Here is a 14,467-nt window from a genome sequence, read left to right as displayed (position 1 = left end):
ATGCTTTCCAACCCTAATACCGACCTGGTGTCGCGCTTTCTTCGCTTGCCTCTGGAGCAGCGCCAGCAGTTTTACCAGCGCCTGCAAAGCCGGGGCATGAGTTTCGCTCAACTGCCGATTGCTCCCACCCGCCACGACAGCGACACACCGACGTTGTCTTACGCCCAGGAACGCCAGTGGTTCCTCTGGCAACTGGACAAGGACAGTACCGCCTACCACATCCCTGGCGCCCTGCGTTTGCACGGGCACTTGGACCTGGCAGCGTTACAACGCAGTTTCGACAGCCTGCTGGCCCGGCATGAAAGCTTGCGCACGCAATTGGTCGAGGACGATGAACGTCTGTGGCAGGCAGTGATGCCGCAGGCGCGGGTGCAGATCCAGCAGGCGCATGTCGACCAAGCGCAGTTGATGGCGCGGGTGGAAGAGGAGGTGGCGCGGCCGTTCGATTTGCACCAGGCGCCGTTGTTGCGTGTGACGCTGTTGCAACTGGCCGAGGATGAGCATGTGCTGGTGATGGTGCAGCACCACATCGTCTCCGATGGCTGGTCGATGCAGGTGATGGTGGAGGAACTGGTGCAGCTCTACGCCGCCCATAGCCAGGGCCATGACCTGCAACTCCCGGAACTGCCGATCCAGTACGCCGACTACGCGCTGTGGCAACGCGGCTGGATGGAAGCCGGGGAACAGGCGCGCCAACTCTCGTATTGGCAGGCCCTGCTGGGCGGCGAGCAACCGGTGCTGGAATTGCCGCTTGACCGCCCGCGCCCGGCGCAGCAAAGCCATCGCGGTGCAAGCCTGCAGGTGCATCTGCAACCGACGTTGGTGGCGGGCCTCAAGCGCCTGGCGCAGCAAGAGGGCGTGACCGCGTTCATGCTACTGCTGGCGTCGTTCCAAGCCCTGTTGTATCGCTACAGCGGGCAGTCGGATATCCGCATTGGCGTGCCGAACGCCAACCGTAACCGCGTCGAAACCGAGCGGCTGATCGGCTTCTTCGTCAACACCCAGGTACTCAAGGCTGACCTTGACGGGCAGATGAGCTTTGCCGAGCTGCTGCAACAAACCAAACGCCGCGCCCTCGAGGCCCAGGCTCATCAGGACCTGCCGTTCGAGCAACTGGTGGTGGCATTGCAGCCTGAACGCAGCTTGAGCCATAACCCGTTGTTCCAGGTGATGTTCAACCACCAGACCGAGGCCCAGGGCGGCCGCGAAGGCCAACAGTTGCCGGGCCTGCGTGTGGTGGAACTGGACTGGGACAGCCAGACCACCCATTTTGACCTGAGCCTGGACACCCATGAATCCGCCGACGGGCTTTGGGCCGCGCTGACCTACGCCACCGACCTGTTCGATGCCGCCACCATCGAGCGCTTGGCGCAACATTGGCAGTACCTGCTGCAGGCGGTGGTGAGTGCACCCCGCAGCCGCCTCTGCGAGCTGCCGATGGTGGGTGCCGCTGAGCAACACAGGATGCTCCAGGACTGGAACACCCCGGCTGGTGTCACCCCCTTTGAGGCTGTGCACCGGCTGTTTGAAGCCCAGGCTGATCAGCAGCCGGAACGTCAGGCCCTGGCCCTGGATGAGCAGGCCCTCAGCTACGGAGAACTGAACCGTCAGGCCAACCGCCTGGCGCATTACCTGCTGGCCCAGGGCGTCGGCCCCCAAGGGCTGGTGGGGATCGCCGTGGAGCGCTCTTTTTCCATGGTGGTCAGCTTGCTCGCGGTGCTCAAGACAGGAGCGGCCTATGTGCCGCTGGACCCTGAGTACCCCCGCGAACGCCTGGCGCATATGCTTGAGGACAGTGGTGTGGGCCTGGTGTTGACCCAATCCCACCTGCATGGGCGTCTGCCGTTGCCGGCCCGGGTGCTGGCGGTGGACATCGACCTGGTCCAGGCGCAGTTGGCGTTGTGTGCCGACAGTAATTTACCGGTTGATGTCGAGCCCCAGAGCCTTGCGTATGTGATCTACACCTCCGGCTCCACAGGCAAGCCCAAGGGGGTTGCCATCAGCCAGGCTGCACTGAGTGAGTTTGCTGGCATCGCGGCGGATTACTCGCAGCTGGTTGCCCAGGACCGAGTGCTGCAGTTTGCCACCTTGAACTTCGACGGTTTCGTCGAGCAGCTATATCCAGCCCTGACCCTCGGCGCCACCGTGGTACTGCGTGGCCCGCAGTTATGGGACGGTGCCGAGCTGTATCGGCAGATCATCGCCCAGGGCATTACCCTGGCCGACTTGCCCACGGCCTACTGGAAGCTGTTCCTGCAAGATTGCCTGGCAGCAGGCCCAAGGACCTATGGTGCTTTGCGCCAGATCCATATCGGCGGCGAAGCCATGCCGTTGGACGGCCCACTATTGTGGCAGCGCGCCGGGCTCGGCCATGTGCGCTTGCTCAATACCTACGGGCCTACCGAGGCCACCGTGGTTTCCAGCGTGCTGGACTGCACTGACCCGAGCGCCGTCGGCGCCGGCGGTGCCAGCCCCATTGGCCGGGCGCTGCCAGGGCGTGGCCTGTATGTGCTGGACCGTGACCTGAACCTGCTACCGCTGGGCGCCGTGGGTGAACTCTATATCGCCAGCGCCAATGGCTTGGCCCGTGCGTATTTGCAACGGCCAGGCCTGACCGCCGAGCGCTTTGTCGCTGATCCGTTCAGCCCATCCGGCGAGCGCCTGTACCGCACCGGCGACCTGGCGCGTTATCGCGCCGATGGTGTGGTGGAATATGTCGGGCGGGTCGATCACCAGGTCAAGGTCCGTGGCTTTCGCATAGAACTGGGTGAGATCGAAACCGTGCTGCTGGCCCAGGACAGCGTGCGTGAAGCGCTGTTGCTGGCTGCCGACAACCAACTGCTGGCCTACCTGGTGCCTGCGCAGACGCTGTCTGAAACCGAGCGCGCCGAGGTGAGCGAACAGCTGATGGCCACCTTGCGCGACCACCTGCCGGACTACATGGTGCCGGCGCACCTGATCTTCCTCGACCGCATGCCGCTCAACCCCAACGGCAAGCTGGATCGCCAGGCGCTGCCCAAGCCAGATGCCAGCGTGGAACAACAGGATTGGCGAGCGCCGGTCACCTCGTTGCAACAACAGGTGGCGGCGATCTGGGCGGCTATTCTGGGGGCCGAACGGGTGGGCTTGAACCAGCACTTCTTCGAACTGGGAGGGCATTCCCTGTTGGCAATGCAGGTGGTGTCACGCATCCGCCAGACCCTGAGCCTGGAAGTGCCGCTCAAAGCCGTGTTCGAACACCCGCGGCTGGAGGCGTTTGTCGCGGCCTTGCAAACCCAGGAGAGCACATTGCCAACGGCGCCGGCCCTACTGCCAGCCGGGCGTGTCCAGCCGTTGCCACTGTCTTACGCCCAGGAGCGACAATGGTTTCTCTGGCAACTGGAACCCCACAGCGCGGCGTATCACATTCCCAGCGCGCTGCGCCTGAAAGGGCAATTGGACCTGGCTGCGTTGCAACGCAGTTTCGATAGCTTACTGGCGCGTCATGAAAGCCTGCGCACCCATATCCGCCAGGATCACGACGGCGCGGTGCAAGTGATTGAGCCGCCAATGTCCTTGCCGATCACCCAGGCTGATGTCGATGACGCCCAGCTCAAAGCCAGGGTGCAAGCGCTGATCGCCCATCCGTTCGACCTGCAACAAGGCCCGTTGCTGCGCGTCACGCTGTTGCGCCTGGCCGCCGACGAGCATGTGTTGGTGTTGGTGCAGCATCACATCGTCTCCGATGGTTGGTCGATGCAGTTGGTGGTCGAGGAACTGGTGCAGTTGTATGCCGGTTACAGCCAAGGCCAGGACGTGCAGTTGCCGGCGCTGCCGATCCAGTATGCCGACTACGCCGTATGGCAGCGCAGCTGGATGGACGCCGGTGAGAAGCAACGTCAACTGGCCTACTGGCGTGAACTGTTGGGCGGTGAGCAGAGCGTGCTGGAGTTACCGTTCGATCACCAGCGCCCGGCTGTGCAGAGCCACCGCGGCGCGCGCCTGGCGTTCGAGCTGGCGCCCGAACTCACCCAGGGGCTCAAGGCTTTGGCCCACCAGCAGGGCGTGACCCTGTTCATGTTGTTGCTGGCATCGTTCCAGACCTTGTTGCACCGCTACAGCGGCCAGGAAGAAATACGTGTCGGCGTGCCGATTGCCAACCGCAATCGCAGCGAGACCGAGCGCTTGATTGGCTTCTTCGTCAACACCCAGGTGCTCAAGGCGGATGTGCATGGGCAAATGAGTGTCGAGCAGTTGCTGCAGCACGTTCGGCAACGCGCCCTGCAAGCCCAGGCCCACCAGGATTTGCCGTTCGAACAACTGGTGGAAGCCCTGCAACCTGAGCGTAGCCTGAGCCACAACCCGCTGTTCCAGGTCATGTTCAATCATCAGACTGACGTCGGCCAGGCTCAGGTTCAGCACCAATTGCCAGGGCTGCGGGTAGAAGGGCTGGACTGGGACAGCAAGACCGCACATTTCGACCTGGACCTGGATATTCAGGAGTCCACCGAAGGTATATGGGCCACCTTGGGTTATGCCCAGGACCTGTTCGAAGCCAGCACCGTGCAACGCATGGCGCGTCACTGGCAGAACCTGCTGCAAGGTATGGTCGCCAACCCACGGCAGCAGCTCAGCCAGTTAAGCTTGCTGGACGCGACCGAACAACAACAGATCCTGCAACTGTGGAACCGCACGGAGTCTGGCTTTTCGGCCGAGCGCCTGGTGCATCAACTGTTTGCCGATCGCGCCCGGGCAAACCCGACGGCGGTGGCGGTGAAGTTCGACGCGCAAACCCTGAGCTACGGCGAACTGGATCGCCAGGCCAACCGCCTGGCCCATGCCCTGATCGCTCGTGGCGTCGGCCCGGAAGTGCGGGTGGCCATCGCCATGCCGCGCAGTGCCGAAATCATGGTGGCGTTCCTGGCGGTGATGAAAGCCGGCGGTGTGTATGTGCCGCTGGATATCGAATACCCACGTGATCGCCTGCTGTACATGATGCAAGACAGCCGCTCGAAATTGCTGTTGACCCATTCGGCCGTGCAACACCGGTTGCCGATCCCGGACGGCCTCGACGCCTTGGCGGTGGATCAGGTGCAAGCCTGGTCGGATTACAGCGATACGGCCCCGACTGTGGCGCTGGACGGCGACAACCTCGCCTACGTGATCTACACCTCCGGTTCCACCGGTTTGCCCAAGGGCGTGGCGGTGTCACACGGCCCGCTCGTGGCGCATATCATCGCTACCGGCGAGCGCTATGAAACCTCGCCGGCCGATTGCGAGCTGCACTTCATGTCGTTCGCTTTCGACGGCTCCCACGAAGGCTGGATGCACCCGCTGATCAACGGCGCCAGCGTGTTGATCCGTGACGACAGCCTGTGGCTGCCGGAATACACCTACGAGCAGATGCATCGCCATAACGTGACCATGGCGGTGTTCCCACCGGTGTACCTGCAACAGTTGGCCGAACATGCCGAGCGCGACGGCAACCCGCCGGCGGTGCGGGTGTACTGCTTTGGCGGTGATGCGGTGGCCCAGGCCAGCTATGACCTGGCGTGGCGCGCGCTGAAACCCAAGTACCTGTTCAACGGCTACGGCCCGACGGAAACCGTGGTCACACCGCTGTTGTGGAAGGCACGCAAGGGCGACCTATGTGGCGCCGTCTACGCGCCCATCGGCACTTTGTTGGGTAACCGCAGTGGCTACGTGTTGGATGCGCAACTGAACCTGCAACCCATCGGCGTAGCCGGCGAGTTGTACCTGGGCGGCGAGGGCGTGGCCCGGGGTTATCTGGAGCGTCCGGCGTTAACCGCCGAACGCTTCGTGCCGGACCCGTTCGGCAAGCCCGGCAGTCGCGTATATCGCAGCGGCGACCTGACCCGCGGGCGTCCGGATGGCGTAGTGGATTACCTGGGGCGTGTCGATCATCAGGTGAAGATCCGCGGTTTCCGTATCGAACTGGGGGAAATCGAAGCGCGCTTGCGTGAGCAAGCCAGTGTCGGTGAAACCGTGGTGGTGGCCCAGGAGGGGCCGACCGGCAAACAACTGGTGGCCTATGTCGTACCACTGGACCCGACGCTCCTGGGTGATGCTGTCGCTCAATCAAACGGTCGCGAAACCTTGCGGCGCGCCTTGAAAACCCGCTTGCCGGACTACATGGTGCCGACGCATTTGATGTTCCTTGAGCGTATGCCGCTGACCCCCAACGGCAAGCTCGACCGCAAGGGGTTGCCGCTGCCGGATGTGAGCCAGATGCAGCAGGTGTATGTGGCGCCCGAGAGCGAGTTGGAGCAGAAGATCGCCGCGATCTGGTCCGATGTGCTACGCCTGCCACAGGTGGGCCTGCATGATAATTTCTTCGAGCTGGGCGGCGATTCGATCATTTCGATTCAACTGGTCAGCCGCGCCCGCCAGGCGGGTGTGCGTTTCACGCCCAAGGAGTTGTTCCAGCATCAGACGGTGCAGAGCCTGGCGACGGTCGCGAGGGAAGGCGACGGTGTGGTGCAGATGGATCAGTCGCCGCTGACTGGCGATTTGCTGTTGTTGCCGGTGCAACACAGTTTTTTTGCCGATGAGATTCCCCAGCGTCATCACTGGAACCAATCTGCGGTGCTGCAACCGCACCAGCCGTTGCAGGTACCGCTGTTGTTGGCCGCACTGCAGGCGTTGATCGTGCATCACGATGCCTTGCGCAGCACCTTTGTCGAGGGCGCACAGGGCTGGAGCGCGGCCTACCGTGGTCCGGATCAGCACCAGGCTGAACAAGTGCTATGGCAAACCACATTGAACAGCGTCGAAGAACTTGAGGCTTTGGGCGAAGAGGCCCAACGCAGTCTCGACTTAGGCGCAGGCCCGTTATTGCGTGCGGTGTTGGCGCAGTTGGCCGACGGTTCACAGCGCTTGTTGCTGGTGATCCATCATTTGGTGGTGGACGGTGTGTCGTGGCGCATCCTGCTTGAAGACTTGCAAAGCACGTATCAGCAACTGGCCCAAGGCGCCCCTGTGACACTGCCAGCCAAGACCAGCGCCACCCGCGCCTGGGCTGCTCGCCTGCAGACCTACGCCCACAGCCCGGCGTTACAACACGAGCTGGCTTGGTGGCAGGCGCAATTGCAGGGCAGTCCGGTCGGCTTGCCGGGCGCCGATCCACAGGCGAGCCTGAGCAACCAACTGGCCCTGAGTGTGAGCACACACCTGGATGCCACCTATACTCGGCGCTTGCTGCACGACGCGCCGAGTGCCTATCGCACCCAGATCAATGACCTGCTGTTGACTGCCCTGGCGCGAGTTATTACGCGCTGGAGCGGCGAGGCTTCGACGTTGATCCGGCTTGAAGGTCATGGCCGCGAAGATCTGTTCGATGACATCGATCTGACTCGCACTGTCGGTTGGTTCACCAGCCTTTACCCCGTGCAACTGGTACCGGCCGATTCCCTGGCTGCTTCCCTCAAGCGCATCAAGGAGCAGCTGCGAGCCGTACCCGACAAGGGCCTGGGGTTCGGTGCCCTGCGTTACCTGGGTAATGCCGCAACGCAACAGGCGTTGGCGGCCTTGCCGCAGCCACGTATCACCTTCAACTATCTGGGGCAGTTCGATGCCAGCTTCGACAGCGGCGAACAGCCAGGACTGTTCACGCCGACCGCTGATGCCAGCGGTGCCGAGCAAAGCCCGCAGGCACCTTTGGGCAACTGGCTGGAAATCAACGGTCAGGTCTATGGTGGCGAGCTGAAGTTGAACTGGAGTTTCAGCCAGGCGATGTTCGGTGAAGCAACCGTCAAATGCTTGGCCGACGACTATGCCTTGGAACTCAAGGCTCTGATTGATCATTGTTGTGAGTCGGCGCATCAGGGCGTGACGCCGTCGGACTTCCCGTTGGCGCGGTTGTCCCAGGACCAGTTGGATGGCTTGGCACTGAACGTGGCTGAGGTCGAAGACCTGTACCCATTGTCACCCATGCAGCAAGGCATGCTGTTCCAATCGCTGTACGGCGAAGGTTCGGGTGACTACATCAACCAGATGCGCATTGATGTGCAGGGCCTGGATGTGGCGCGCTTCCACCAGGCCTGGCAGGTGGCGGTGCAACGCCACGAGATCCTGCGTAGCGGTTTTGTCTGGCAGGCGGAACTTGAACAGCCTTTGCAGGTGGTCTACAAGCAGGTGCGCCTGCCGTTTATGGCGTTGGATTGGCAGACCCGTAAGGACTGCAACCAGGCCCTGGATGAGCTGGCCGAGTCGGCACGCACCCAGGGTTTTGTCCTGGAGCAGGCACCGCTGTTGAGCTTGACGCTAGTACGCACGGGGGCGACGAGCTACCACCTGATCTACACCAATCACCACATTTTGATGGATGGCTGGAGTGGTTCGCAGCTGTTCGGCGAGGTGTTGCAACAGTATGCCGGTGAGCCGCTGCCAGCGCCTACCGGGCGGTACCGCGACTACATCGCCTGGCTGCAGGCACAGGACAAAGCCGTCAGCCAGGCGTTCTGGCAGGCGCAACTGGTCAACTTGCAGGCGCCCACGCGCCTGGCCGATGCCATAGAGACTGAGGTGGATGCGGCCCAGGCGGTGAATGGCGAGCATCGCTTGAGCCTGGATGCTGCGCAAACCGAACACCTCAAAGCCTTCGCCCAACGTCACAAGGTGACCCTCAATACCCTGGTGCAAGGCGCCTGGTTGTTGCTGTTGCATCACCACACCGGGCAAGCCACCGTAGCATTCGGCGCCACGGTAGCAGGGCGTCCGGCGGAACTGCGTGGGATTGAACAGCAGGTCGGCTTGTTCATTAACACGCTGCCGGTGGTGGCGACGCCGGATGCGCAAATGTCGGTCAGCCATTGGCTGGAGCAACTTCAGCAACAGAACGTTGGCTTGCGTGAGCATGAACACACGCCGCTGTTCGAGATCCAGCGTTGGGCCGGGCTGGGTGGAGAGGCGCTGTTCGACAGTATCCTGGTGTTCGAGAACTACCCGGTGTCCGAGGCGCTGGAGCAGGGCGCACCGTCGGGGCTGCGTTTTGGCGCAGTGCACAGCCTGGAACAGACCCACTATCCATTGACCGTGTTGTTGGCTATTGGCCAGACACTGGGCTTGGAGTTCAATTACTCCCGCCACGCTTTCAGCGGCGCGCATATCCAGCGCTTGGCCGAGCACTTCCAGCAGTTGCTGCTGGCCCTGGCCAGCGACGGCAGTCAACGCCTTGGCGCGTTGCCCTCAGTGGCGCAGGCCGAGCGGCAGTGGGTATTGCATGATTGGAATGCGACTGCGGTGGATTACCCGCTGGATCAAGCGGTCCACACGCTGATCGAGGCTCAGGTGCTGCGTACACCGGATGCACCTGCCTTGATTTTCGCGGGGCAAGCCTTGAGTTACAGCGCGTTGAACGCCCGGGCCAATCGCCTGGCGCATCGCTTGATGGCGGCCGGGGTTGGCCCGGATGTGTTGGTGGGGCTGGCGGCAGAGCGCTCGGTGGAGATGGTAGTTGGCCTGTTGGCGGTGCTCAAGGCCGGTGGCGCTTATGTGCCGCTGGACCCCGAGTATCCTCGTGATCGCCTGGCCTACATGCTGCAGGACAGTGGTGTGCAACTGCTGTTGACCCAGGCTCATCTACTGGCGCAACTGCCGGTTCCCGCCGGTGTACAAACCCTGGTGCTGGAATGTGGCGATACTTGGCTGGAAACCTTCAGCAGCCACAACCCGAATATCCCGGTGCACGGCGAAAGCCTTGCCTATGTGATCTACACCTCCGGCTCCACCGGTCAGCCCAAGGGCGCTGGCAACCGCCATATCGCGCTGACCAACCGCCTGTGCTGGATGCAACAGGCATATGGGCTCACGCCGCACGACAGCGTGTTGCAGAAAACTCCGTTCAGCTTTGACGTGTCGGTGTGGGAGTTTTTCTGGCCGCTGATGACCGGCGCGCGTCTGGTAGTGGCGGCACCGGGCGATCATCGTGATCCAGCCAGGCTGGTACGGCTGATCAACGAGCAACAGGTCACCACCTTGCATTTCGTGCCTTCCATGTTGCAAGCGTTCTTGCAAGACGCGGCGGTTACTTCATGCCAGAGCCTGCAACACATCGTTTGCAGTGGGGAGGCGTTGCCTGCGGATGCCCAGCAACAGGTGTTCGTCAAATTGCCCCACGCCGGCTTGTACAACCTGTACGGCTCTACCGAAGCCGCTATCGACGTAACCCATTGGACCTGTGTCGAGGAAGGTCGCGACGCCATACCCATTGGCCGACCCATTGCCAACCTGGGCTGCTACGTGCTGGACGACAACCTGGAACCTGCACCAGTGGGTGTGCTGGGCGAACTGTATTTGGGCGGTATTGGCTTGGCGCGGGGTTATCACCGCCGTGCGGCACTTACCGCCGAGCGGTTTGTGACCGACCCGTTCGGCAGCGGCACACGTCTGTATCGCACCGGTGACCTGGCGCGTTATCGCGACGATGGCGTGATTGAATATGCCGGGCGCATCGATCACCAGGTCAAACTGCGCGGCCTGCGCATAGAGTTGGGCGAAATCGAAGCGCGCCTGCTGGAGCTCGACAATGTCCGCGAAGCCGCGGTGCTGGCGGTGGACGGTACCCACCTAGTGGGTTACCTGGTGCTGCAACAGCCCCTTGAAGAGTGGAAGGCAGGGGTGGTTGCACACCTGGCCGAGCAGTTGCCCGACTACATGGTCCCGGCGCAGTGGGTGGTACTGGCGCAGATGCCGTTGAGCCCGAACGGCAAGCTGGACCGTAAGGCGTTGCCCAAGCCAGAGGCTCACGGTGCCGCGCAATACCAGGCGCCCGTTAGCGAGATCGAGCAGCAAATCGCAGCGGTCTGGAGCGAGGTGCTGGAGGTGGAGCGCGTAGGGCTCAACGACAACTTCTTCGAGCTCGGTGGCCATTCATTGCGAGTGTTGATGCTCAAGGAGCGAATTCGCAAGGTCAGCGGCGTGAACCTGTCTGTCAGCCAACTGATGCTTAACCCTACTGTGGCGGGACAGGTCAAATGCCTGCAGGGCAATAGCCGGTCTTCGTTGATCGTCAAGCTCAACCAGCAGACGCAAGGCACGCCGTTGTTCCTGTTCCACCCAAGCTTCGGCTCGGTGCATTGCTACACCGCGATTGCCCTGGCCTTGCGCGAGCAGCGCCCGGTGTTCGGGGTCATGTGTCGTGCCTTGGCCGAAGAGGGCGCCACGGTGCCGCAATGGCAGGTAATGGTCGAAGACTACACCGCGCAATTGTTGGTGGCCCAACCCGAAGGCGCGTTCCGCGTGGGTGGCTGGTCATTGGGCGGCAACCTGGCGATGGAGGTCGCCTACGGCCTGGAGCAAGCCGGCCGAGAAGTGGAGTTTGTCGGCTGGATCGACGCTGCGCCGCCGCAATGGGTCAAACCCTATTGGGACGCAGTGGTGGTCGAGAACGCTCGCGAGATCTCAGCCAATGAGCGCCGCGCAGCGTTGCTGGGGGTTATGTTTCCTGAGTTCGCCGAGTCCATCCAACACGCCTGGCAGCAATGCCAACGGGATAGCGAGGATGAAACGGGACAATGGCGGGAATTTGTGAATTGGGCTGAACAGTCTTTGGGCGAAGCCTTCACGGTGATCAAGGATGAATTACTGCGTGGCAATGAGGCGCAGATTTCCTGGGACGTTGACCGGGCACTCAGTGAGCGTTTGCTGCAAGCTGACTTCAAGCCGATCAAGGCGCCCGTCACTTGTTGGTGGGCGTCCATGAGCCGGGCAGGGCGCTTCAAGGACCTGATCGAGCAGCAAATGGCAACGGTGATCAGCCAAGGGCGCATCGAGCGCTCAGTGATGATTGAGACCGATCATGATGGCATTATCGACAGCGCGGTGTTTATCAGCAGTTTGGTAGAGGCGTTGAGGTAAGCCGCCGCTCAATCACAAAAACCCGGATCCAGTGTCCGGGTTTTTTTATGCTCCAATCCCTCTTCGCCAGTATCTCTGCACGCCCAAAAAAAAGCCCGGTGAGCATGGGGTGCTCACCGGGCGTTTGATCGATCGACGCGTGGAATCAGAAGTCCCAGCGCGTGCTGACCATCACATTACGTGGCTCACCGTAGGCGGCCGAGTTATAGAAGCCCACGTTGGTGTAGTAAGACTTGTCGAAGATGTTGTTGAAGTTGACGGTAGCCGACAGGTTCTTGGTGACCTGGTAGCGGGTCATCAAATCCACCAACCAGTAGGACTCCTGGGTGATGTCCTGGTTTTTCTCAAGTGGCCCGTTCCAGATCTCGTTCCAACCTTTGGTCTGCCAGCGTACACCGCCACCGATGGTGAACTTGTCCAGGTCGCCCTTGAGTTTGTAGGTGGTGTTCAGGTTGACCTGATGCTCGGGTTCGAAGGTGGAGAGTTTCTTGTCGTCTTCGTCTCGTACGATCTTGTGGGTGTAGCCACCTTGAAGTTGCCAGCCTGGGCTCAACTCACCGGAAATTTCCGCTTCGTAGCCTTTGGTGACGGCCTTGGAGCTCTTGAACGCCCAGTTGTTCGGGGCAGGTGTCTGGTTGTTGTAGGCGTCATCCGAGATGGGGCGATTAGTCTCATGCACTTCGAAGTAAGCGATGCTGGTGTTGAGGCGGCCATCGAAAAACTCGCCTTTCAGGCCCAACTCGTAGTTCTGCCCTTCGTCTGGCTCCAGCAGCTTCTCGTTACGGTCCTTATAGGTGCTTTCCTGAGGTTGGAAGATATCGGTGTAGCTGGCGTATACCGAGAAGTTGTCATTGAGGTCGTAGATCACACCGGCGTAAGGAATGAACCGCCCGGTTTCCTTGTAGGAAGGGTTGTTGCCAGTCACGTGATAGTTGGCCACGCGCCCACCCAGGATCACGTTCAGGTCGTCAATCACGTTGAAACGCGCGGTCAGGTAATACCCGGTTTGACGGATAGTGTCGTCGATGTGCTGTTGGGCAGGACCGTAGATAGGCTTGGCGATATGGCCGTTCCAGTTATAGAAATCGACCTTGTTACCGCCAGGCCATTCCGGCGACCAGTACCCCTTGCCTTGCCAGCGTGAGGTGCCGATCGAGCCGCCCACCACCAGTTCATGCTCGCGGCCAAACAGGCTGAAAGGGCCGGTGGCGTAGAGGTCGGCCGAGGTGCTCTTGGTCTCGCCGGTGTATTTCTGCCCGTTGATCTCAGCGGTGCCATCGGCTGCCGGCTGGACGAATTGGATCGAACCCAGATCGGCGTGGTAGCCGTTGATCTTGTGGTCGAGCTGGAATTTGGTCACCCAGCCGTCGCCCAGGTCATGCTCGAGCATGGCAAAGGCGGTACGCGTGTTTTGCTCCCACGAGCTCCAGGTGGTGCCGTTGTTGTAGGAGCGCGGCATTTTGTTGATGCTGCCATTGGAGTTGACCAGCGGGAAGGAGCCGGACCAACTGGAACCCTGTGGAATGTTGTCCTGGTAATCGAAGCCCACCGTCAGCATGGTATCGGGAGACAGGTCGAACTCGGTGATGCCGTAGTAGGTTTCGGTCTTGCGCGAGTAGTGGTCCATAAAGGACTTCTTGTCCTGATACGCAGCCACCGCACGGCCACGGATATTGCCGCTGTCGGTCAAGGGGCCACTGACATCCACTTCGCTGCGGTAGTTGTCCCAGGAACCCGCCCCCAATTGCACATGGCCCTTGAATTCCGCGGTTGGCTTCTTGCGGATCAAGTTGATGGTCGCACCCAGGGAACCGGCACCGTTGAGCAGGCCGGTAGCGCCCTTGAGGACTTCAACACGGTCGTAGATCGCCATGTCGCTCAGGGTGTTGCCCGCCGAATAGCCGACGTTACGCACAGTCGATGGAATACCGTCGTACTGGAAACTATTGACCGAAAAACCACGGGAATAGTAGTTGGTGCGGTCGGAGTCGTAGGCGGAAACGGTGATGCCCGGCGTATGGCGCATCACGTCATCCATGTTGTTGAGGCCAAAATCCTCGATGTGCTGGCGAGTCACCACGGTGATCGACTGCGGAGTTTGCCGTGGGGTCAACGTCAAACGTGTAGCCGTGGCAATCGTGCCAGGCGTGTAGGAACCAGAACCTTCGGTGACGTTGCCCAAGTAGTTGGCGGTCACTTGCGTCGGGCTCAGCTCGAGCCCACCACCGCTGCCAGCAGCAGTGACGGTCAAGGTATTGCCGTTGAGGTTATAGGTAGTCTGGCTACCGGCCAGCAATGCAGCTATGGCCTGCTGCGGCTGCATCTTGCCCTTGACGGCGGGGCTGTTCTTGCCCTGCACATCGCCCGGGCTGTAGAGCACTTGCACATTGGTCTGGCGGCCAAATTCCTGCAGTGCGCTCCCCAGCGACTGCGCAGGAATATTCAACTCGATCTCCTGGGCCTGCACATAGCCTGCAATCGGCATCGACACAGCCAACGCCAAGGCACTGGGCAAGAGGTTGATGTTCAGGGCCCGGCGCATGGATAGCGCTTTGCTCAGGGGGCTGAGACCGAGTCGTGCTGGCATGGATGCTTTCTCTTCTATGTTTTA

2 protein-coding genes are annotated in these 14,467 nt (G+C 61.3%); one reads left to right on the top strand and one right to left on the bottom strand.

The annotated features are described in order from the left end of the window. Positions 1-11,856 carry a non-ribosomal peptide synthetase gene (locus JFT58_RS04980; RefSeq protein WP_198834306.1) on the top strand — a complete coding sequence of 3,952 codons (11,856 nt, stop codon included), beginning with the start codon at positions 1-3 and terminating at the stop codon, positions 11,854-11,856. Positions 11,857-12,001: 145 nt separating this feature from the next. On the opposite strand, the gene JFT58_RS04975 is transcribed toward JFT58_RS04980, so the two are convergent. After that, a complete protein-coding gene (locus tag JFT58_RS04975; RefSeq protein WP_080757696.1) occupies positions 12,002-14,443 on the bottom strand; it encodes a TonB-dependent siderophore receptor in 2,442 nt (813 codons plus the stop codon). Between the last annotated feature and the right edge of the window lie 24 nt (positions 14,444-14,467).

Origin of the sequence: Pseudomonas sp. MF6767 (genome assembly GCF_016405475.1) — a bacterium.
Taxonomy (GTDB): domain Bacteria; phylum Pseudomonadota; class Gammaproteobacteria; order Pseudomonadales; family Pseudomonadaceae; genus Aquipseudomonas; species Aquipseudomonas paracarnis.
Note: the sequence above shows the minus strand (reverse complement) of the source record. Positions and strands in the feature narration are given on the sequence as shown.